General features: G+C 50.2%; 22 protein-coding genes and 1 tRNA gene. 21 read left to right on the plus strand and 2 right to left on the minus strand.

The genetic code is table 11. The features are described from left to right. The first annotated feature begins 35 nt into the window (after positions 1-35). The 5 genes from HII30_RS08395 to HII30_RS08415 all read left to right on the plus strand — a co-directional run bounded on the left by HII30_RS08395 (position 36) and on the right by HII30_RS08415 (position 2,078). On the plus strand, positions 36-395 hold the full coding sequence (locus tag HII30_RS08395; protein ID WP_169504554.1) for a helix-turn-helix domain-containing protein: 360 nt from the start codon (positions 36-38) through the stop codon (positions 393-395). Positions 396-499: 104 nt separating this feature from the next. Beyond that, positions 500-582, plus strand: a tRNA-Leu gene (locus tag HII30_RS08400). 171 nt (positions 583-753) lie between these two features. Beyond that, positions 754-1,173 carry an organic hydroperoxide resistance protein gene (locus tag HII30_RS08405; RefSeq protein WP_169504555.1) on the plus strand — a complete coding sequence of 140 codons (420 nt, stop codon included), beginning with the start codon at positions 754-756 and terminating at the stop codon, positions 1,171-1,173. 127 nt (positions 1,174-1,300) lie between these two features. Beyond that, a complete protein-coding gene (locus HII30_RS08410; protein WP_169504556.1) occupies positions 1,301-1,579 on the plus strand; it encodes a hypothetical protein in 279 nt (92 codons plus the stop codon). Between the two features lie 67 nt (positions 1,580-1,646). Then, a complete protein-coding gene (locus HII30_RS08415) occupies positions 1,647-2,078 on the plus strand; it encodes a thiol-disulfide oxidoreductase DCC family protein (protein WP_425495980.1) in 432 nt (143 codons plus the stop codon). Between the two features lie 4 nt (positions 2,079-2,082). Here HII30_RS08415 and HII30_RS08420 read toward each other — a convergent pair whose 3' ends face one another. Continuing rightward, entirely contained in the window at positions 2,083-2,916 is an 834-nt protein-coding gene (locus tag HII30_RS08420; RefSeq protein ID WP_169504558.1) for a thermonuclease family protein, read from the minus strand. Between the two features lie 311 nt (positions 2,917-3,227). Between HII30_RS08420 and HII30_RS08425 the strand changes: the two genes are divergently transcribed. From HII30_RS08425 to HII30_RS08470, 10 genes are read left to right on the plus strand one after another with little or no spacing between them, the layout of a single operon-like run. Then, the gene (locus HII30_RS08425; RefSeq protein WP_169504559.1) at positions 3,228-4,382 is read left to right on the plus strand and encodes an AAA family ATPase; all 1,155 of its coding nucleotides are present in this window, start codon (positions 3,228-3,230) and stop codon (positions 4,380-4,382) included. Next, on the plus strand, positions 4,375-5,634 hold the full coding sequence (locus tag HII30_RS08430; RefSeq protein WP_169504560.1) for a TadA family conjugal transfer-associated ATPase: 1,260 nt from the start codon (positions 4,375-4,377) through the stop codon (positions 5,632-5,634). The genes HII30_RS08425 and HII30_RS08430 overlap by 8 nt, the downstream gene beginning before the upstream one ends. Then, positions 5,618-6,397, plus strand: a complete 780-nt coding sequence (locus tag HII30_RS08435) for a type II secretion system F family protein (RefSeq protein ID WP_246246192.1) — start codon at positions 5,618-5,620, stop codon at positions 6,395-6,397. Before HII30_RS08430 ends, HII30_RS08435 begins: the two co-directional genes overlap by 17 nt. A 17-nt stretch (positions 6,398-6,414) precedes the next feature. Then, complete coding sequence (locus tag HII30_RS08440) at positions 6,415-7,287, plus strand: type II secretion system F family protein (RefSeq protein WP_169504561.1); 873 nt, start codon at positions 6,415-6,417, stop codon at positions 7,285-7,287. 12 nt (positions 7,288-7,299) lie between these two features. Then, positions 7,300-7,491, plus strand: a complete 192-nt coding sequence (locus HII30_RS08445) for a Flp1 family type IVb pilin (protein WP_169504597.1) — start codon at positions 7,300-7,302, stop codon at positions 7,489-7,491. 7 nt (positions 7,492-7,498) lie between these two features. Continuing rightward, on the plus strand, positions 7,499-8,158 hold the full coding sequence (locus HII30_RS08450) for a TadE family protein (protein WP_343045079.1): 660 nt from the start codon (positions 7,499-7,501) through the stop codon (positions 8,156-8,158). Beyond that, positions 8,155-10,410: a hypothetical protein gene (locus HII30_RS08455; RefSeq protein ID WP_343045080.1), complete on the plus strand. Its 2,256-nt coding sequence runs from the start codon at positions 8,155-8,157 to the stop codon at positions 10,408-10,410. The genes HII30_RS08450 and HII30_RS08455 overlap by 4 nt, the downstream gene beginning before the upstream one ends. 12 nt (positions 10,411-10,422) lie before the next feature. After that, entirely contained in the window at positions 10,423-11,430 is a 1,008-nt protein-coding gene (locus tag HII30_RS08460; RefSeq protein WP_343045081.1) for a TadE/TadG family type IV pilus assembly protein, read from the plus strand. Then, positions 11,430-11,975, plus strand: coding sequence for an A24 family peptidase (locus tag HII30_RS08465; protein WP_211184485.1), 546 nt, complete (start codon positions 11,430-11,432; stop codon positions 11,973-11,975). The genes HII30_RS08460 and HII30_RS08465 overlap by 1 nt, the downstream gene beginning before the upstream one ends. 13 nt (positions 11,976-11,988) lie before the next feature. Then, entirely contained in the window at positions 11,989-13,773 is a 1,785-nt protein-coding gene (locus tag HII30_RS08470) for a DUF6382 domain-containing protein (RefSeq protein WP_169504563.1), read from the plus strand. Positions 13,774-13,832: 59 nt separating this feature from the next. Here HII30_RS08470 and HII30_RS08475 read toward each other — a convergent pair whose 3' ends face one another. Next, entirely contained in the window at positions 13,833-14,306 is a 474-nt protein-coding gene (locus HII30_RS08475) for a DUF2621 domain-containing protein (RefSeq protein ID WP_169504564.1), read from the minus strand. A gap of 129 nt (positions 14,307-14,435) precedes the next feature. On the opposite strand from HII30_RS08475, the gene HII30_RS08480 reads away from it, so the two are divergent. The 6 genes from HII30_RS08480 (at position 14,436) to HII30_RS08505 (ending at position 22,665) form a co-directional block, all read left to right on the plus strand. Continuing rightward, positions 14,436-15,551, plus strand: a complete 1,116-nt coding sequence (locus HII30_RS08480; protein WP_169504565.1) for a deoxyribonuclease IV — start codon at positions 14,436-14,438, stop codon at positions 15,549-15,551. Between the two features lie 50 nt (positions 15,552-15,601). Further along, on the plus strand, positions 15,602-16,495 hold the full coding sequence (purU, locus tag HII30_RS08485) for a formyltetrahydrofolate deformylase (protein WP_169504566.1): 894 nt from the start codon (positions 15,602-15,604) through the stop codon (positions 16,493-16,495). 218 nt (positions 16,496-16,713) lie between these two features. Next, entirely contained in the window at positions 16,714-19,062 is a 2,349-nt protein-coding gene (locus HII30_RS08490; protein ID WP_169504601.1) for a DUF7408 domain-containing protein, read from the plus strand. Continuing rightward, the gene (locus HII30_RS08495) at positions 19,063-19,992 is read left to right on the plus strand and encodes an ABC transporter ATP-binding protein (RefSeq protein ID WP_169504567.1); all 930 of its coding nucleotides are present in this window, start codon (positions 19,063-19,065) and stop codon (positions 19,990-19,992) included. It abuts the gene before it with no gap. Between the two features lie 2 nt (positions 19,993-19,994). Next, positions 19,995-20,930 (plus strand): ABC transporter permease, encoded by a 936-nt coding sequence (locus tag HII30_RS08500; protein ID WP_169504602.1) that lies wholly within the window; start codon positions 19,995-19,997, stop codon positions 20,928-20,930. A gap of 49 nt (positions 20,931-20,979) precedes the next feature. After that, entirely contained in the window at positions 20,980-22,665 is a 1,686-nt protein-coding gene (locus HII30_RS08505; protein WP_169504568.1) for a phage tail tape measure protein, read from the plus strand. Positions 22,666-22,687: the final 22 nt, after the last annotated feature.

The following is a 22,687-nucleotide window of genomic DNA, read 5'->3' on the forward strand; positions in this document are numbered from 1 at the left end:
CATACGTATTATTTTTGTCGGAAGGCGGTTGTTTCATGTACTCTATATACCAACGAATCGAACAACTCATCGAAAGCCGAGGAATGACCAAAAAAGCCTTTTGCGAGCAGCTGGGTATCAGTACAGGGAATTTCGGTGATTGGAAAAGAGGAAAAACAACGCCAAGCACCAGCAAACTGGTTGAAATTTCATCCTTTTTCTCAGTGAGCCTGGATTGGCTTATTGTAGGCCGGGGAAACCCCTCCTCCAGCATTATGGAGATTCGAGAAGATTATAGTATGAACGAAGGCGGAGAACAGAGCCGCACATCCACGCTTACGGACGAAGAAAAGCAGTTTATTCAGGAATATGTGGAATTTACCGAATATCGTAAAATGAAAAAAAACAAACACTGAGAGCAAAATGCAGGTCTGGAAATCCTGGAATAAAAATCAGCTTTACATTTTAATCATTGCTCTATATAATAGGGAATGTTCTCTTGTTGAACATTTCTTATTATGCGGTAGTGGTGGAATGGCAGACACGCTATCTTGAGGGGGTAGTGGGTGTATACCCGTGGAGGTTCGAGTCCTCTCTACCGCATTAATGAATGATAAAACAACCTTTTGCTTTCATGCAGAAGGTTGTTTTTTTATTTTCAGTGATGACATTTAGCGCTTTGGGAAAAACTAGGGACGGATTAAACCGTTTCATTTTTTGTGAGACGTTTAAGTGAAAGTGTGAATGAAAATAAGACAAGGGAGATGACAACATATGCAACCATTGTATACAGCTGACGTGAAAGTAAAAGGCGGACGAAATGGATCCATCGAATCCTCTGACGGTGTTCTGAAACATAATCTTACGATGCCTAAAGAACTGGGCGGCTCTGGCGCGGAAGGTACAAACCCTGAGCAGCTGTTTGCTGCAGGATATGGCGCATGCTATGAAAGTGCCCTGGCCAATATCGCCCGCAAGGAAGGCGTCAAGGTAGACAATGTGACCGTTCACTCTCAAGTCCTGATCGGGAAAGACGACAGTGATGGCGGTTTTAAGCTCAGCGTGAAGCTGAATATTGAAATGCCAGGCCTTGAGCGCAGCCAAGCAGAAGATCTGGCGAAGAAAGCTCATGATTTCTGTCCATACTCCAAAGCCACACGAGGCAACATTGATGTGGAATTGAATATTGTCTAGGGAATGACTTTGGATCCCTCCCGGCTGTCTCGTTGGTTGACATCGCCTTTAAAATTCTTTAATATGACTAAGTACCGTAAAGTACAAAGAGTCATTTAACGAAATTTAAGATAAACGGGTGATTATCATGCCATACAGACCGCAGATTAAGAATGTGACCAAGGCCGGAAGCAATGATAAGGATGGCCTTTACGAATTTATTGTTAACCTGGCAGACGGAACCGATTGCCGTATGTTCTACAGCCGTAATCCGGAATGGAAGCTGACAAATGTCAGCCGTCTGGGCAAGACGCCATGTCCGATATGCCGCAAAGATTTTATTTGCAAATGTATGGAGAAGTTCTCTGCTGATTTTGATAATCAGATGAAAGAGAGAGAATGGCTGAGCAAGGCGGCTGCAGAGTAATTGAATACATCACAAATACAGCGCAGAGGGCAGCTTCTGCGCTTTTTTGTGTATTTGGGAGAGGATTATGATGGGTTCGGACAAAAGCGCGGCACAGCCGCACGAAGAGTATGTTATTGTTCTGATTGATGGGGTTTGTCATATGTGCCATGGGCTAACAAGATTTATCATTCAGCGGGATCCAGCAGGAATCTTTCGATTTGCTTCCCAACAGTCGGAGATTGGACAGGAGCTTTTACGGCAGAACGGCCTGCCTCAGGAATTGAATAACACGGTAGTGGTACTGGAGAAAAACCGTTATTATACCGAATCCGCAGCCGCTCTCCGGATCTCCCGACATTTGCCGATGCCCTGGTCCCTGTGGTACGGGGGAATCCTGATCCCGCGTTTTCTGCGGGATGCCCTGTATCAGTGGATCGCTAACAACCGCTACCGCTGGTTTGGAAAGGATCAGGAGTGCATGATTCCTACACCTGAAATTCGCAGCCGCTTTTTATAAAATGTTATCGCTTGGGCGCACGGAATCCGGACTTTACAGCCTCCTGCTCATTGCAGAACCATTCCTCCGGCACGGTTCGCTCGTAGTAAGGGGACGCCGGGGTATGATATATTTTTTCACCCTTTGCATTGATATTCCCTTTAATGCTGCAGCCCTTGGGTGGTGAATTGTTCTGTCTGTCAGGAGATCCGTTGGATGCAGCAGGAGCTTCAGAAGGATGTTCTTCATTTGTTTGATCCGGATGAAATCCATCTTCCTGTGCATAGTTTTCTACACTCCAGATTCCGGCTTGCTGAGATCGGCTGTCCTGCTGAAGATCGTTGAACTTATCGACATACCGGACATTCGGCGGATAGATATAAGCTACTCGGGCCAGTCCTTCTTTCAGCAGTTCTTCCTGAACCATGATGCCGTCGGCATAAACATAGGCCAGCAGCCGGCCATATTTATCGCGGTTTGGCCCGATATCAAACTCCAGTTCCAGCGTTTTGGCTTCTTCCACCACCTTGGCAGTGAATGCTTTTGCCTCCGGTCCGAATGGTTGAACACCCAGGCGTGGATGTTTGGTCTCTGGCGTATCGATCAGCAGAAAACGGACATTTTCCGTATTACCCTGCCATTTCACGCTGATCGTATCGCCGTCGATGGCTTTGACCAGCGTAACCTTGGTTCTGGGTAAATCCAGTTCATCGGTTTCATATGTGCGGGGGGATGTTTCCGTATTGAAAGTGCTGCTGGATGTATCCGGACTTGCAGCAGGATGAGACGGACTTGTACTGCATCCGGATAACAGCAGCATACTTGTGAGCAGGGCGGATAACAGGCGTGATTTTGTCATGTTGCTTCTCCTCTCTGGGATGTAAGGGTTTTTATATGTAGGAGCCGCCTTTATAGCTGTATATTATATAAGGCTGACTGCTTCAGGAACATTTGTTCCCGGCGAATTCATTATGTCTTGTTTTTATTATTTTGGCAAGGGAATGGGATGTTCTTGAAGGTGAATAATTTAGGGCTTGCCGAGTCGTAAAGCTGTGTGGTATTCTATGTAAAAATATAACAAGACAACGGAAGCACCGTTCCATAAACCGCCTTTTACCGGCAGTTTGGACGGTGCTTTTTTGCGTTGTCTTGAGAAAGGGAGAATGCGGTATGCATCCGGTAAGACTGGTGCTCGCAGTCCAGGATCCCCATTATGTGGAGCCGCTGCTTCACTATATTCAAGGAAGCGAGTACGGGACACGGCTTCACATTACAGCTTTTACCCGCGTGGAAGCGCTGGCTGAGTACAGGGTCAGAGGGTTGAACCATGATCTCATTGTATTGGATAAAGACATGCTGGAGGTCTGGCTGAGCGGCCCGTCTTCTGGTGAACCATGGGTCTACCTCAGTGAGGGAGGCGAGAAGCCTGAAGTGGAACATCTGGTCACAATGGCGAAATACCAGCCGCTTCCGCAGCTTCTGGAATCCTGGATGGCTCTCGCTGTATCGCGAGGAACAGGGAATCTGGATAAAGAAGGAACACGAGTGATCGCTCTGGTGTCGGCAATAGGACGCAGCGGCAAGACGGTGATAGCCATGAACCTCTCCCGGCTGCTGGCTGAACAGGGATACAAGGTGTTTTATCTCAATCTGGAGTCGGTGAATTCCAGCACTGTCCTGCTGCAGGAAGGGAGCGGACATAAGGGGACAGAGTTTTTTTCCCGGCTTCTGTATGATCTTAAAGTACTGCAGGAGACCGGAGAGCCGATCGACATTAACCGTTATATCCAATGGAAAGAACCGCTGAAATGCGATGGTTTTGTCTCAGGTACGCTGTTGAAAGAACTGCTGGAACTGACGCAGGAGGATACGAAGGCTCTTATCCAGCGAATCCGGGAAACGGGTCGTTATGACTATGTGATCGTAGACAGCGATGTTCCTCATAGTGCACCATTCCGGGCAGTTCTGGAACATTCTGATGTTCTGCTCTGGATTCTGAGGAACGATCCGGCCGAAATGTTTAAGACCGCCAGTTGGCTGGATTATTTGGAAGGCGTGAATCCGGATTCCTGGTCTCCTCTCATGGGCAAAAGCAGATTTGTCCGGAACGCGTATACCGGTACGCCTTCTCCACACAGCGATATCCGGGTGGACTACGATCTGCCGTATATCGCCTCCTGGGACGGGGGACATCCATTTCAGCAGCCGCTCTATTCTCCGGTATTTCAGCGGGAGATTTTGAAGCTGTGGCGTTCTTTATCAGAACAAAATGAGAAAACCGCTCCATTTGTAAACCAACATGCCGGAGATCAGGCTTATGCATGATGAAGACCTGTTTCAAGCATTGCGTAATGAAGTGCGTTCGGGACTCGACATGTCCGCTGCTGTCGGAAACCGTGAGCTGATGCAGTATATTGAGGAATCTGCCTGGCGGCGCAAGGAGCTGGCTGCTTTCACGGCTGCAGATAAACGCAGGCTGATTCGCAGAGTGTTCGATTCCTTTCGCGGACTGGATGTACTTCAACCCTTGGTGGACAATCCCACCATTACGGAAATTATGATCAACAGCCACCAGGAAGTGTTTATTGAGCAGGAAGGCGAAGTGAAGCGCCTGGATGTCCAGTTTGAATCCCGAAGCCGTCTGGAGGATATCATTCAGAGCGTCGTTGGTTCGGTGAACCGGGTCGTGAATGAATCTTCACCGATTGTGGATGCCAGGCTTGGAGACGGTTCACGTGTGAACATTGTTCTTCCGCCGATTGCCTTGAAAGGTCCGACAATGACGATTCGAAAATTTCCGGAATCGCCGATGACGATGGACCAGCTGGTGGGCAGGGGGGCGCTCACCCCTGAGACAGCGGATCTGCTCCGGGTCCTGGTGAAGGGGAAATACAACATCTTCATCAGCGGCGGTACGGGATCCGGGAAGACCACATTCCTCAATGCCTTATCCCAGTTCATTCCGCCGGATGAACGTGTGATTACAATTGAGGATTCTGCTGAACTGAACATTGCAACCGTACCGAATCTGGTCTCACTGGAGACGAGAAATGCAAACACGGAAGGCCGTGGTGAGATCTCGATCCGTGATCTTATCCGCTCATCTCTTCGCATGAGACCCAACCGCATTATTGTGGGGGAGGTCCGGGGAAGTGAGGCGCTGGATATGCTGCAGGCGATGAACACCGGCCATGACGGATCTCTGTCCACCGGTCACAGCAATAGTACGAAGGATATGATCAGCCGTCTGGAGACGATGGTGCTTAGTGGAGCAGACCTGCCGGTCCCGGTGGTGAGGCAGCAGATCAGCTCGGCGATTGATATTTTCGTGCATCTGTCCAGACTGCGTGACCGGTCCCGCCGTGTGACAGAGATCAGCGAGGTGACGGGGATCCACGAAGGAGAAGTGCGGATTCATTCGCTTTACCGCTTTGTGGAGCACGGAGAGCGTGAAGGAAAGGTGCTAGGCAGTCTTGAGCCCTGCGGGAACCGTCTTACGAATATTTCCAAACTTCAAATGGCCGGAATCACGGAATGGTCGCTTCAGGAGGTCGAAGACATTGAAACCACAGGATAAGATACTCAAGAAAGCGGCGCTTCCGGATTACAGGGTGTATGAATTGTCCAGGATACAGCGATGGTTTTCGGCAGCTGCCGGCATGCTTCTGTTTTTCGGAATGGGATATTTGTTTTATCAGAATATGATTTTATCTTTGCTGATCGCCCTAGGAGGATTGATCGTGCCGCGCTTTGTGCAGAATCATCTGCTTCTTCGCAGAAGATCTGCCTTGAATCTTTATTTTAAACACGCACTTTATTCCCTGTCCTCCTCGATGTCTGCAGGCCGGTCCGTCGAGAACGGGTTTAAGGATGCGGCGTCGGATCTGATGCTCCTGCATCCCGGGAGGGAGAACGACATGATTTTTGAGATCCGTGTGATTACAACAAGGCTTGAAATTGGAGAGCCGGTGGAGTCGGCTCTGCAGGATTTCGCCAGCCGGGCAGGGATTGAGGATATATCCAATTTTGCAGATGTGTTCACGACGTGCAAACGAACCGGGGGAGATCTGGTGGAGGTCATCCGGCGAACGTCCTCGGTTATCGGAGAGAAGCTGGATATTCAGCAGGAGATTTCTGTAATGGTGGCACAGAAGAAATTCGAGTCCAAGGCACTGCTGGCGGCCCCGTTTCTCTTGCTGCTGTTTATGAACTTTACAGCCGGTGACTATATGAAGCCCATGCATGAAAGCGGGGCGGGAATTGTCATTTCCACGTTAGCCTTGGGTACCCTGACAGGATGTTTTTTCTGGATCTCCAAAATGATGAATATCCGAGTATAGGAGGAGGTGAGCTGGAAATGCTCAGAGGTGTGTGCGGCGTGGTGGTAATTCTGCTTGTGGGTGGCTGGGTGGTGCTGAATTACCGCAGCGCCGGACGATACAGGGCGTGGCGGCGAATTCAGATGGAGGGGGTCAGGCTTCAGCGATGGGCCTCTCCGCTGCTGCTGATCCTGGAACGCAGCAGGCTGCTTCACCAGTTTCCAGTTCTGTATTTTCGGATTGAGCGGTCGGTGCAGAAGATTTACGGGATGCGGCTTATTCAGGAAATGACGCTTCTTTTTATAGCTGAAGCTTTATTGTATGGGTGGCTCACCCTGGCAGCCGGCTGCACACTGACACTGATGACAGGACAGACCATAGGGATCTTAGGCGGCCTCGCGCTAGCTGTTGTGCTGCCATTTTCTTTTATCAAAGATCTTGAGCGGAAAGTCATGGTTCGTGAACAGGAAATGGTTATGGAACTGCCAGAGCTTCTGAACAAGATGGTACTGCTTGTAGGCGCTGGAGAGACCGTTCAAAAAGCACTGGTGCACTGCTGTCATCGCAAGAAGGAAGACAGTCACCCATTATATGGTGAATTGAAGAACATGATTGCAGAATGGGAAGGAGGTCACTCCTTTCAGCAGGCTTTCGAACAATTCAGCAAACGCTGTTCGGTGCAGGAAGTATCGATCTTTACGACCACGGTGCTGTTAAATTTCAGGCGAGGCGGCAATGATTTTGTACTGGCGCTGCGGGACTTGTCCCGCGTGCTGTGGGAAAAGCGTAAAGCGATCGCTCGTACACGGGGGGAACAAGCATCATCAAAGCTGGTATTTCCTATGGTAGTAATTTTCATGGTGGTTCTGGTACTGATCGGGACCCCTGCATTAATGATGATAAACATGTAGAAGGGTTGGATGATGATGTTAACGTATATTCGCAATCAGGTGAAGAGTTTTTGGAAGGATGAAGAAGGTCTTGGAACTCTCGAGGTTATTCTGATTATTGTTGTTATTCTGATTATTGCACTGCTGTTCAAGAATCAGATTACTGCGCTTGTGAACAGCCTCCTCGGCAATGTTAATCAAAAGAGCCAAGAATTTCTTAAGTAGGCGTCCGGTGTGGAATCGTCAGGAGGGGAACTTCACGATTGAAGCCTCTCTTGTCCTGCCGATTGTGCTGATTACGGTATCGCTGCTGCTTTTTATGTGTCTCTACCTGTATCAAAAATCGTTTCTGCTTCAGGCTTCATCCGCCGTTTCGGAGCGTTCCTCGTTCATCTGGGATAACAGTCATAAGGAAGCTGTCAGCGGAAGCGTCGTTCCAGGCTTATATGACGGGTTGTATTGGAGATTGACGGATGATCATTTAATCTCAGGTCTGTTTGGGCTGAACAACGGGAAAGGCGGGAATTCTTTGCAGCTTCCAGGCGGATCTTTCTCAGAAGGAGACCTGGCACAGGTGAAAATGTCCAAAGCTGCCCTGGCCGTTCCATCCGGTATGAATGGGGAGATGCGTTACGACCATCAGCTGTTCATCCGCCGTGTCTATACGCAGCTGTCTTGGCCGCAGGTGATCTCTCCGCTGGACAGGGCTATACCTGGGGGTATGAAGCTGACGACTCTTTCCCAGTCTGTGATCGTAGACCCCGTAGAGTTTATTAGAACCGTGGAGCTGATGCGTTACTACGGATCCAAATTTTCGAAGTCTGGTTCAGGAGGAACCAATCCTGCAGCTGCTTCGAAGGTTCTTGGACAATATGGAGGGAAAACACAGTGAAGAAGTATGATAGCCACTTTGTGATGAAGCGGAAAGCTTTGGACAGCGGACGCAGTGCGGGAACCGGGGAAGACGGTGCAGTATCGATTTTTTTGATCATTGCCCTGTCGGTCGTGTTTATGTTTGTGGCTGTCTTCATCGATTATGCACGGATCGCGGCCATGAAGGTGCAGAGTGAGCGTCTCACGCATGCGGCTGTCCGTTCGGTAATGTCTGCTTACGATCAGCAGCTTCAGCAGGAATATGGCCTGTATGCATTTGGCGAGACAAGCGGAGATCTCATTATGGGGAAGACACTGAACGAAAGTTTGAAGCCGGGAGAGAGAGGGGATGCTTTCAAGCTGCTGCCCCTGCATCTGGACAGCTCCGGGCTTGAACTCCAGCGTCCGCTTGGAACTTATGAAATATTTAATCGGCAGATCAGTGAGGAGATGAAATATAAGGCACCTATTGATTTTACACTGGAGTTGATCAGCAAGTTCAAGCCTCTGTCTCAATCCATGAAGGAAACCTCAAATACGGTGGATGTTCTGAAAAAGCTTCGAAAACTTTATGATCAGAGGGAGAAGGCGCTGGATGACATGCTGGAGAAGCAGCGAGAAGCCGGCAAGCTTGCTCTGCCTTTCCCGAAGGTTATTATGCAGCCTCCCGGAAGTGGTATCGAAGATGAGAGTCTTGGAGGGGGCATTGAAACTGCAGCAGATGCTGCAGCACAATATAATGATTATCTCGATAAATCCCTGGAGGATGCTTCTCGGGCCGAGGATGAGGAGAAGCAGTATACCGGCCTGATCAACGATTATCTGGATAGCGTATCGTCCCTTCGCTCTGTCATTTCGGGACAAGCAGACAGCTTGCGCAGGAAGCAGGAGAAGCTGCTGCAGGAGGCAGAGGAGCACTTGGAAAAAGCTCGTACGCTGAATGAAGACATGAAGAAGGTGATTCAGGAAGTCGAAACCCGTTCCACGAACGGAGGCTACGATCAGGTCACAAGTCATCCGGTACCGGGCTCGGATAACAGCAGTCTGGGAGATGCAGAAATGATTCAGTCGATCCGTAAGCAGGCCGAAAAACTGATTCACTCAGATACATTCATGAACGGCTTTCAAGTTGAGATATCGAGGCAAACCTCCAGCAGTTCTTCCATTCATCATCAATTGAGCGCACTGGTTTCTTCAATGGGCGGGGCGGGGATGGAATCGACTGTTCTATCAGCCAGCCAAGGGATAGAAGACTACATTTCAAAGTATGGAGCGGCGGGTGCAGGGAATATTCTGGATCGTCAGCAGGCGGCTCTGGAGCAGTTTCGTACATCGGATCATGAACGTAAAGAGACGGAAAAGAAAGCACAGATCAAGCTGAAGGAAGCTGCGAAAGTGATGGAGAGCATCCGCAGCGGAGATAAAAATTACAGTCAGGCACTGCAGCAATTCAAAGAACTTCAGGGTTATTATGAAGAAAGTTTGTCCTTCAATGCGGCAGATAGCGGTTCTCCAAGCGGCAAGGAATGGGATAGTGATCCATATGACAGCGGTAAATCTTCCATGGACAGCATGGATGGCATCTTTGGTTCCATGAGCAGTCTGCTGGGAGGCGTGCGTGACGAGCTGTTTCAGAATGAATATGCGGTTCATTATTTTCAGCATTTTGATATTACCCGGTTATCTGGTTTAGCGGGAAACGGAAATTCTTCGGCTTCCGGTTCCTTGGGAGATCAGCTGCAGGTTAAGGATCAGGAAGTGGAGTATATTCTGTACGGCTTTCACAATCCCACAGCGAATATCGCTGCAGCTTATGGCGAGATCTTTGCATCCCGTCTTGCGATCCGTACGATGGAAGGGTTTGTAGTGAACAGCAAGATGGGAAATCCGCTGCTCATTTTGGCATCTGCTATTCTGTACGGTATTGAGAAAGCTATTGAAGACATGATTACACTGTGTGAGAAAGGAAGCATTGAATTCTCCAAGTACGTTCCAGTAACGATTACATATCGAGATCATCTGCGTATTTTTTTATTACTGCACGGAAGCAAGGAGAAAAAAATGTCACGGATGCTTGCTCTCATTGAATTCAATACAGGCATTAATCCGGCAGAAAGGGGCACATACGCATCAAGTCAAGTTGTGTTCGCTATGAATCTGTGGTTTCTGCCTGGAGTCACGAAGTCGCTGGGCAGTGTATTTCAAAGTGGAAGCGATGAGGTCCAGGGCAGCAAGTATATCGTAACCCGTAAAGCGGACTTTTCTTATTAGGAGATTTTAATCATGAAGAGGAAGTCGTCTCACGATTCAAGCATAGAGCAGCGGCAGCGTTCTGCGGGTCAGGACGGTGAGCGTGGCAGTATGGTGGTGGAGGCATCCATCGTGCTCCCTCTGTTTATGTTCTTTGTCATCTTTTTAATTTATATCGTTCAGATGACTTTAATTTCGACCGCGCTTCAGAGTATGGTTTCTGACAGTGTAAAAACCGTGTCAGCCCATATCTATCCTGTATCGCTGGCCATCCAGCGCTCGGATAGCCGTGGGGGAAATTCGTCAGGACAGCAATCGGAGGAACCCCGGTCCACCCATTGGGAAATTCCGAAGCTTTCGCTGCAGGATTGGGCAGCACGCTACAGCGCTTCGCTGCCTGCCCCGGTTAATCAATGGGTTCAGGATGCTGCAGCAGCAGGGGATGAACCTCTGCAGGAATTGAAGAATCAAGCGGCAGAGGCTGTGCTTGATCCTGTCATCAAACCGCTGTTAAAGCCTTTTATTCCAGGCGGTCTGCTGGACTACGATCGAATTCATGTCTCCAATATATCCATTCCAAATCTGAAGACCGGTGAACACCCCTATTTCGGGCTGGAGGTTAGTTATGAACTGCCCATCCGGGTACCTTTTGTAAATCGAAAACTGGTACTCCAGGCCAAGTCACAAGAACGGCTATGGATCGGGGACACAGGTGAAGGAGGTAGCGGAGGCGGAAGCCAGACTGGTGAAAATCACGGCATTATTGAACTGCTGGAGAAACCGGATCCCGCTGTTGCCAGCAAGCAGGCAAAAGTGAAGGTGAAAGTGGATCCCGGGGTTTCAGCCCAGCTGTCCGTGTACTACAAATCCGGCAAAAGCTCGGCAAAATATCTGGGATGGCACACTGCAGATTCGGAAGGGTATATCGAGTGGGAATGGAATGTCGGTTTCAATACAACACCGGGAACCTGGCCGTTCGTCATTGAAACGGCGGACGGCCAGCGGATGGAAGTGATGTTTACGGTAGTGGAAAGATCATAATGCGCAAGAGTACTTGGCATGTCAGGGGGGATGAAGTGATTGCCGCTCATATCATATGCGCCGTATTTTTGAGCGCAGCTTTGGTAACAGATATTCGATATATGAAAATACCCAATATGTTAACACTTCCGGCTGTTTTGGCTGGCCTGGTTTTTTTCGGAGTTTCGGGAGGTTTGGAAGGCTTGTTGTTCTCCTTGAAAGGGATGGCTGCAGGCTTCGGGATTGTACTGATCATGTATATAGCAGGTGCTGTAGGTGCAGGGGATGTGAAGCTGTTCGGTGGGATCGGGGCCTGGTGCGGAGCCTGGTTCACTATACAAGCGCTGTTTTATTCCGTACTGTGTGCAGGTATGATCGGCATGCTGATCCTGTTATGGCGGAAAGAAACCTTAAAACGGCTGAGGACAGCAGCGCTGCATACGTTCGGTATGTTCATGTTCAAAAGCATGGCATCATGGAAACATAACAAAAAGGAACATCTTCGCTTTCCTTTTATGCTTGCCGTGGTGCCGGGAATGATCTGGACTTATTTTTATCAGATGTAGGAGGGAACAGCCCGTGTTCGGACTGACACGTGACTTTGTTCAAGATAATGGGACGTTTATGGTACTCTGCAGGGAAGAGAGACTGGACAGATCCGAGATCAGCGAGGTTCAAATGGGGATGATCCGTGCCGTAAAGATGCCTCATTTCCTGCCCTTGTTTCTCAAGGAGATGGATTTCAATATTACGCTGGAATACAATATTACGGGCAAAAAAATGTTAGCTCAAGCGCTGAAAACCGAAAAGCTCAGTCTGACTGAATGTTATGCCCTGCTGCTTCAGGTGATCACGACCCTGGAAGACAGTTCAAAATATTTGCTTAGAGCAGAGCAGTATATTCTGGATGAAAATTATATGTTCATGGAAGGTTCTATTCAATCCGGTATGGTTTACTTGACGTATCTTCCACTGGTACAAGGTGCATCCCTGGGAGATCAAGGGCTTGGTTCTGGCATCAGGGACCTGCTGACTAGGCTTCTGACTTCCATACGGGAACTCAAGGGAAACGGTATTCAGACGTTGATACAGTTCTGCGGCCGTGAGGACTTCAACCTCGGCGGTTTGAAGACGTTATTGCTGGAATTGATGGCAGAGGATGATGGGGATATCATCCCGAACACTGCGAAAGCGCACCATCCCCAACCAGAGCATGTCCAGCCACAGCATATGCAGCCGCAGCGTGGAGCCCAGAAACATGTCCAGCCACCTCATATACAACCAAAGGAAGCAGTTAGCACGGATTCCGTGCTGAATCAAGATAACGTGCGAAGTGGTTCCACGCCGCCATTCCAGCTTCATACGATCCAGACGGAAATCCCTGCAAAACCATCACATCATAACAGAGGATGGTTCCCTCCGCCTGAGAACCTGGATGACGATTGGGGTGGTGATGCTTTAGGGGAACTGGAGGAAGAGGGCGAAGAATCACCTGCGAGGATATATTGGCTTCTGGGTGGTCTGTTAGGAATGGCAGCTATCTGGCGCTTTCTATATATGAGCTCTCCAGGTACGGCTGCCATGATGATTTCTGCTGCAGCATCCGTCGTCGTGGGTGTGATATCCTTCTTGGGCTGGAAGGGAAAGATGAGGCATGCAGCGTCCGTGTTCACACGTCCGCAGAAAATAGCTGACGAGGATTCAGGATCACTGGATTTTCAGGAAGCCAGGTCCGGGAAATTCCGTTTTCAGATGGAGAGACTTACCGGACTGCTGTCGAACCGGGCCGGATCTTCACCGTCTTCAACTCCGGTTTCCGCTCATCGTGATTCATCAGATCTTTCGAAAGAGAACTGGAGATGGGGCTTTCCTCCATCACAGCATGATGACGTGGAAGCATCCGACTCCCAGGCAGGTGATTCTTTCCGCAGGCAGGGAGATCATTACAGCGTGAATACAGAGATTGCATCAGCTTTTGCTCCAGCAGATGCTGGCACGGTTTTGCTTCAACCTCAGCGTGAACCGGGTGCTGGATCTATGACTTCGCTGCAACACAAGCCTTCTCCGTACCTGGAAGTCTCGCTGCCTTCCCAGCGGGAACACGAGCGCGTTGAACTGCGTCAGGCTCATTTCATTATTGGACGCTCGGAGGAAGTGGCGCAGTATGTCGCTGCCTCATCGGGCATATCACGTGCTCATGTCGAGCTGTTCCGGAGTCCGGAAGGGTACAGAATCAAAGACCTGGGATCCAAGAATGGAACGCTGCTAAAGGGAGAGCCGATGATTGCTTATAAGGATTATCCGCTGGAGGAAGGCGATGTATTTGTCATTGCAGGCGGCCAATATACCTTCAGGGCCTCGTAATGGACGAGCACAACAACAAAAGACCGCTGTCCCATTCTCGGGCCAGCGGTCTTCATGCGTTATTTATTGAGCAAGTGCTGATAAGGCGCGTAATCAATTCCTTTTTTCTGCAGGAAGCTCATCAGGAATTTGTAATCCCGGCGCGGGGTAGCGACGATATATCCCTTGATGCAGTGGTCTCTATTGACTTCATGTGCACCGCTTTCCACGGCGATTTTGCCGATTTCAGCAGCGATGGAGTGCTTGGCGATGTCCCGGAAGGGACCCGGTACGGGCTGAACCAGTTCATTCAAGAATGCTTTAGACTCATCATTCCAGAGCGGCCTGCTTCGTTCTACCCAATAGTTCTGCCAGTCCAGCTTGGACTTCCCGTCCGCCTTGGGCAGCACCTTCAAAAATTTGCGGAACATAAAAAATCCGCCGATGCACATCACGCCCAGCATGACCCAGCCCCAGAAGGCGATGGAATTCATAAACCATGATGGCGGTGCAGTGGTGGTGAGAAACCGGAATACCGGTGCAGTGTTCAGCATTGTATATATCACCTCTATGAATTCAAGTCCACGATAACCTTTGTTAAGAATTATATCGCATTTCTAGATTTATTTCAGCTTTCAGGCTAAAATAGGTGATAATTGTGTGAAATAAGGGGGATGCAACATATGCTGAAAATCGGTTCCCACGTGTCCTTCTCCGGACAAGGGCTGCTGACAGCGGCTGAGGAGGCCAAATCTTATGGCTCCAGCTCGTTTATGATATATACCGGTGCACCGCAGAACACACGGCGCAAGCCGATCGAGAGTATGTTTCTGGAAGAGGGCAAAGGCCTGATGCAGGAGTGTGGTATCGAAGAAATAGTGGTCCATGCACCTTACATTATTAATCTCGGTTCGTACAAGCCTAACACGTACGAGCTTGCGGTCAGTTTCCTCCAGGAAGAGATCCGCCGGACACATGCTGTCGGTGTGAAGAACATCGTGCTGCATCCCGGTGCCTTTACAGATAAGGATGCCGAATACGGAATCGGACGGATCGCGGAAGGTCTCAATGAAGTGCTCGGGGGCACGGGTGAGACGGAAGTCAAGATTGCGCTTGAAACCATGGCCGGCAAAGGCACGGAAATGGGCCGCAGTTTCGAAGAGATCGCCCAAATTATTGACAAAGTAAAATATAATGACCGTCTGGCGATTTGTTTGGATACCTGTCACGTCCACGATGCAGGTTATGACATCGTTGAAGATCTCGATGGCGTCCTGGACGAGTTTGACCGATGGATTGGACTGGACCGGCTCACGGTAGTTCACTTGAATGACAGCAAGAATCCGCGCGGCGCAGCCAAAGACCGTCATACGCCGCTGGGTACAGGCTGGATCGGGTATGATGCCATCCAGAAAGTGGTTCATCATGAACGGCTGCAGGGACGTCCATTCATTCTGGAGACGCCATGGATCGGTAAAGATGCCAAAACACAGCGTCCGATGTATGAAATAGAGATTGCGCTTCTGCGCGGCAATGTAGAGGAACGTTTCGGTTCCGAGTTTCTGCCCCAGGTGCAGGAACTCGCAGCATTCTTCGCCGGTCAGGGCATCGAAGGACGTAAGTTCGTGCTGGACACATGGAATGTACTGAAAACGGATGCCAAAGCCAAAAAGGCAGATCCCCGTGAGCCGATGGAGCGCCTCTACGATCTCGTAACCGGCGCGGGTCTGCTCCCGGATCTGAGCGAGGAAGGGATCAACCAGCGCATCATCGCTTGGCTGGCCGGACAAGGAAAGTAAGTCCTCTCAGAATAATTATAGAAGAAACATATAGAAGGAGCACACAGCACATGGATATTCACATCAACAAAAATCTTCAGTCCGCGCCTGAGCATCAGGACCGGGCCCGCATGCTCATCGCATGTCCAGATGGACCAGGCATCGTAGCAGCGGTATCCCGCTTCCTGCATGAGCATGGAGCGAACATTGTGCAGTCGGATCAATATACGATGGATCCGGCGGGAGGCATGTTTTTTATGCGCGTCGAATTCGACCTGCCTGAGCTTGCCCATAAGCTGCCGGAACTGGAGTCGTCTTTTACCGAAGTGGCTGAAACATTCAACATGGAATGGAATATCTACAATACGGCCCGCAAGAAACGTCTGGCCATTTTTGTATCCAAAGAGGATCACTGTCTGGTGGAGCTGCTGTGGCAGTGGCAGGCAGGCGACCTGGATGCCGATATTGCGATGGTGGTCAGCAATCATACGGATATGAAGGAGTATGTGGAATCGTTCGGGATTCCGTACCACCATATTCCGGTGACGGCCGATACCAAGCCGGAGGCGGAGAGAAGACAGCTGGAAGTCATCGGTGACGATATCGACGTAATCATTCTTGCCCGCTATATGCAGATCATCTCGCCGCTGTTTATCAAGCATTATCGCAACCGGATCATCAATATTCATCACTCTTTCCTTCCGGCATTTGTGGGCGGGAAACCTTATGCACAAGCCTACAACCGCGGCGTCAAAATTATCGGTGCTACTGCTCACTATGTCACAGAGGAGCTGGACGGCGGACCGATTATCGAACAGGACGTACAGCGGGTCAGCCATCGCGATGAGGTGGCCGAGCTGAAGCGGATTGGCCGCACCATTGAACGTGTGGTGCTGGCCAGAGCTGTGAAATGGCATATTGAAGACCGCATTCTGGTGCATCACAACAAGACGGTCGTATTTTAGCAGCATGACACCCCGCTCCTGTTTTTGAGGAGCGGGGTGTTTTCATATGCTGCGGCTCCACATTTATTTTTTACATAACACACATCAAAGCAAACTTTTAAGTAAGAACACTCGTCATTAATACCATAAGGGTGAAGCCGGCTTGAAAAGCTGGTACCTGCATAATGGAATAAAGCGTCAATTTGTGAGAGAGGGGAATCATTATTTTGTTGTCATTGATGAAGAGAACAGGCGGGATGCTGCTGCTGGCAGTCATCCTGATGGTATCGGCACTGCCGTATCCGCTGCAGGGTACTGCATTTGCCGACGGACCTGAGATTGAATTGAAGATGGAAATTGGCTACGGCGGCGGGTGGATCAAACAGGGAACCTGGAATCCGCTCAAGCTGGTGCTCAAAAGCAGTGAGGATTTAACTGGAGATATCGTCATACGTATTCAAAACAATAATGGAATGGGCGAAGAGGCTTCGTATGTCCAGCGAGTGGATCTCCCCAAGGATACGGAGAAGGAAGTGACAATCGGGATCCCGGGCAACTCCTACAACAAGGACAACAATGAGATTTCATTTTATGAAGATTCTTACCGTAAAGGGAAGCCAGTCCCTTTTGTAGGCGGCAAGAAATATGTGAGTAAATCAGCGGTGTCGAGCGGAATGGTCGGCGTTCTATCCGATGATCCGGATACGATGAACTTTCTGAGTACACTGAACGGCAAAGGCAGCAATCTGTTGAAAATTCCGCTGAGAGCAGAAAATATGTATGATGACGCGATGCTCATGGACGGTCTCGACGTGCTGGTCATCAACAATTTTGCTTCAGATACGCTTTCCCAGCCGCAGCAGGATGCGGTTAAAAGCTGGGTGAGATCAGGCGGTACACTGGTGCTGGCCGGGGGAGCCGGTTACAGCAAGACGGCCGCGCCTTTTGCTGATATCGCGCCGCTGCAGTCGAACGGAACATCGGAAGTGACCGAAATGCCGGAACTGGAGAAGCTTGGCGGCAAGGCGTTAAATCTGGACGGGAACTTTACCATATCCACAGGAACCCCGGCAGAAGGAACGGTAGTGGAGAGCATGACATCGGATGCGCCGCTGTTTGCTTACCGCAAGGCGGATCTCGGCAAGGTATGGTATGCAGCCTACGATGTCAGCATGGAGCCTGTTAACTCCTGGGCAGGACATCCTGCGGCCTGGGCTTCCCTGCTTCGCAATGAACTGCCCATGACGAATAACGGCTACTATGGCGGATCTATGATGGACAGCCTGAGCTATGCACTGGATTATTTTCCTTCTATTAAAATGCCATCCTTCCCGATGCTGCTGTGGATGCTGATCATTTATGCCGTTGTGGCCGCACCGCTGCTGTATTTTATTCTCAAAAAAGCGGACAAACGAGAATGGGCATGGTTTCTGATTCCGCTAATCGCTGTGGTAGCGAGCGCTGCCGTTTATGTGGTGGGGTCTGCTGACAAAACCAAAGAAATGGCCCATACCCTGAATGTGATAGAACTGGACGGTGAGGGCAAAGGAATGACATCATCTGCTTCTGCTTTTTTCACACCGAGAAGTGGAGATTATGAGTTGGAATTCCCTGAAAACACCTATCTGAAAACGTACAGAAACAACGGTGGATTCGGCGGCGGACTGTCTGAGAACAAGAGCTTTATTCGGATGGATAACGGACAGACGTCGCTTGAGCTGCGCGATATGCCGCAATGGTCACTCGCCAAGGTGTCAGCAGACAATCCGCTTCCTCAGGAACGCGGTCAGCTGGCCGTCGTTGTTGATCTTAATGACAAGGGTGAGGTTGTCGGCAAGGTAAGAAATGAGACACTGAATGATCTCAAGCAGGTCGTACTGGTGGTCGGAGGAAGAGCCTTCCTGCTGGGGGATATTCCTCAGGACGGTTCCGCTGATATTCCGACAGACAAAAAGTTGATCAAGCAGGTCAGCGGGAATTTGAGCGATCAGCTGTACCCGTATGGACCCAATGGTATGAACGATAAGTATACGCGTGAACGCCAGATTGTACAGAGCTACAGCTACCAGCCGGGTGTATTTATGAATAACGCCTATATATTCGGATGGAGTGAGGATGATCTGACCAACTATACGTTAAAAGGCAAAGCGATCGAGAGCGACCAGCTGAATTTCTGGGTCCAGCCTGTAGACATACAATGGGGCCAAAATGGAGCCATTAACATTCCATACGGCTTCATTACACCGCAAGTCACGCAAGCAAATGCGCCTAATTTTATGATTTACCCTCATGGTGTGGAATTGGGGCAGGGCAGTGTGGTCATGGAGTTCCCGCTCATGCCTGCCGTCGAAGCGGAGTATTCCGAGTTTTCCATCAAGGGAGTCAAACTGGGCAATTCCATGACGATGGAGATCTGGAATGTGGAGACCAGCGAATGGGAGCCTGTGCCTGCGGATCAGAATGTGTTCACGGTGAAAGAAAATCCAGAGCGATACGTGGTGGATAACAGAATCCGTTTTAGCATTAATTCGACCAGTCAGGGAATGTTCCAACTGCCGCAGCTGTCCTTGAAGGGGGAAGTGAAATAAATGATCGAAATCAGAAACTTAAGTAAAAAATATGGAACATTTGAGGCGCTGAAAAATATCAGTCTTGATATCGAAAAAGGTACCGTGTTCGGATTTGTCGGGCCGAACGGGGCCGGCAAATCCACCACGATGTCCATTCTTGCAACCCTTGCGCTGCCAACCTCGGGTACGGCAAAGGTGGGAGGATATGAAGTGACGGATTATCCGAAAGAAGTCCGGAAACGCATTGGATATATGCCTGACTTCTTCGGAGTGTACGATCAGCTGAAGGCCACGGAATATCTTCACTTTTATGGAGCGAGCTATGGCATACCGCGGCCAGACCGTGAGAAACTGATTCCCCAGCTGCTGGATCTTGTGAATCTGAGTAACAAAGCCGACAGCTATGTGGACAGTTTGTCCCGCGGCATGAAGCAGCGGCTGTGTCTCGCCCGTTGTCTGGTACATGATCCGGATGTTCTGATCCTGGATGAGCCGGCATCGGGGCTGGATCCCCGGGCACGGATTGAAATGCGTGAAATTTTGAAAGAGCTGAAGCTGATGGGCAAGACGATTATTATCTCTTCACACATTCTGCCTGAGCTTGCGGAGATGGTGGATGAGATCGGCGTCATTGAACATGGTGAGATGATTGCACAGGGGAAGGTAGCGGACATCCAGAACCGTCTCCGGGTCAAAAAAGTCATTCATATCAGGACCCTGGATCAGGAGAACAGCTTGGCCGAAAAGCTGCGTGATGAGCCGTTCGTCAGCTCTGTATTGTCCGACAATACGGGCGTGCATGTACATTACAGCGGGGATGATGCTCAGCAAAGTGAGCTCCTCCGCCAGGTTATTTCCTGGGGAATCCCTGTCGTATCCTTTCAGGAAGCGCAGAGTAATCTGGAAGATGTGTTTCTTGAAATTACGAAAGGGGGGCCTTCGGCATGAATATGAATTGGAGCAGAAAATGGATCAACCCTGTGCTGGATAAGGAGTTTCGTCTACGGATGAGATCCCCGAAATCTATGCTGTCGGTGCTGCTGTATGTGCTGGCACTGGGTGCGGTAGCCATGGCATTTATCTATATGTTTTTATATCTGGGCCGCGGCGGCCAGCAGCGCTTTGACCCGTCCATGAGTCGGACGATGTTTTATGTACTGAGCTTTGCCCAGCTGGTGCTGATTGCCTTTATGGCGCCTGCATTGACGGCGGGTGTGATCAGCAGCGAGCGGGAGAAGCAGACGCTCAGTATGCTGCTGACAACCCAGCAGAGCTCGGCCACGATCGTGCTGAGCAAGCTGGTTTCCTCGCTCAGCTTTATGACCCTGATTGTACTCGCGACCCTGCCGGTCTACAGTATAGTATTTCTGTACGGAGGCATTTCGCCGAAGCAGCTGGTATCGGTGTTCTTGTTTTACTTATTTGTGATGCTGCTGCTTGGCTCGCTTGGCATATTGTTCTCTACCCTGTTCAAGCGGACCATTGTAGCCATTATCGTAACCTACGGTGTGGGTTTGATTATTTTCCTCGTAACCGGCCTGCTGTTCCTGTTCTTTATGGGCATTGTTCAGCGGAACTATATGATGAGTGGAGCGACAACTCCGCCTGTGAATTCATGGGTTGGCTATATTTTGGGGTTGAATCCCGGGGGTGCCCTGATCAGCATATTTGAGCCTACGTTCTCGAAGGAAGTGTTCTCTCTCATGAGCGGAGGCAGCACGATTAACAGTAAAGCTCCGATTCAGCTGTGGCTGGAGTTTGTACTGGTCTACTCGGTAGTCATTGTCATTGCCCTGTGGATCGCCATACGCCGGATTCGTCCAGTGAAACGGGGGCGATTGGGACGACAGAAGACCAAGAAGCCTGTTGAAACCTTGGGAGAATAACGAAATTAGTTCATAATCGCAATCGCAAAAAAAGAAGGGGGTGGGCCTCATGGATAACATACTGCGGATCATCAATGCTGCACGCCGGAGGCTGCAGGGCTTCAAAATGTTGGCTTATGCCTTGTACGGATTTGCCGGCGGGCTGGCAGCGGCCATGCTGCTTCTGCTGGCAGGCCGTTTCTTCCCGATTCCATGGTTAAGAACGGCGGCATTCATCATTCCGGCTGCAGGTCTGCTCGGCGGAATGCTGTGGGGATGGCTCCAGCGTGTGCCATTGAAGGACGCTGCAGCTACTATGGACAAATCTCCGGAGGATGGCGAGCGGAGTGACATGATGGTCACCGCTCTATCTTTTCAGCATGATGAATCGCCGGCCGTGCGATATCAGCGGCAGCAGGCAGAAAGCTACGGCAGCTCATTTATATCTTCTCTCAAGGAGCGCATGCCTGCCCCCAGCCGGAAAAAGCCAATTATTATCTGCAGTGCCGGTCTGGCTGCTCTGCTGATTCTGATGTGGATTCCGAATCCGATGGATCAAAAAGTTGAGGCTGCCAAGGAGCAGCGAAAGTGGATCAAGGAACAGGTTCAGGAAACGGAAAAGCTGGCGGAACAGATGCAGGATAAGCTGGAGAATCCGGAAGACAAGAAGAAGCTTCAGGAGCAGATTGAAGCATTGAAAAAGCAGCTTTCTGCCCAGAAGGATCCTGAAAAAGCACTGGAGAAGCTGGAAGAGAGTATGAAAGAGATGGAGAAAACAGCGAAGCAGCAGGAGGAGAAGTCTAAATCCCTGTCTGAGCTAGCACAGAAAATGATGAATCTTCCTCAGCTCGCTCAAGCTGGAAAGAGCCTGCAGCAAGGAAAGAGTCAGCAGATGAAGCAGGACATGAAGAAGCTGTCGGATGGTCTTAAACAAATGTCCCCAGAAGAAAAATCCAAGCTGTCGGATGAACTGAAGAAGTTTGCAGAAGAAGCAGCCAAGAAACAGGCAGAACAGCTTCAGGAGGCTCTGAAAAAAGCAGCTGAAGCGCTCCAGGAGAAGGGACTTACGCAGGAGCAGGAGGAAGCCCTGCAGAAGCTGGCAGAAGAGCTGGCAAAGGCAGCGGAAGCAAAAAATGGTTCTGAAGCGGCCTCCAAGGCAGCATCTGAGCTGGCATCTGCACTGGCGTCCCAAGGGTTAAGCCTGGCTGATCAGATGGCTGCTGCAGGCATGCCGGTATCAGATAGCTGGAGCAGCGGAGGCAGCGCAGAAGCGCTGGCTCAAGCCGGACTGGGAGAAGGTGCAGGCGGTGAGCAGGGTGAAGGTGGCGATGGATCTTCCGGTGAAGGTGAAGGAAGTGGAGGATCGGGCCAAGGAACAGGACAGGGGGCAGGACAAGGATCTGGATCTGGCCAAGGTTCAGGCAGCGGTTCAGGCAGTGGGAGCGGTGGTTCCGGAGGAGCGGGACAGGGTGGCGGCGCAGGTCTGGGATCAGGCGGCCGTGAGCTCGTAACCACACCTCGTGATCTTCAGGGCAGCGGAAATGTACAGAATGACAAGGGCGCTCTGAACGGTAAAGGCGGAGACATTCAGAAAGGCGGCGTCTCGCCGACTGTTCCGGGTACCGCACGGCCTTATGAAGAAGTGTATAAAGACTACGCCGCTGAAGCGCGCCGGTCGCTGGGACGCAATCAGCTTCCGGAGCAGATGCAGGGGCTGGTGGAGGATTATTTTACACAGATCAATCCGAATCCGTAGTGAATGAAATGAACGATATAAA

Origin of the sequence: Paenibacillus lemnae, assembly GCF_012933385.1 — a bacterium.
Classification (GTDB): Bacteria; Bacillota; Bacilli; order Paenibacillales; family Paenibacillaceae; genus Paenibacillus_AQ; species Paenibacillus_AQ lemnae.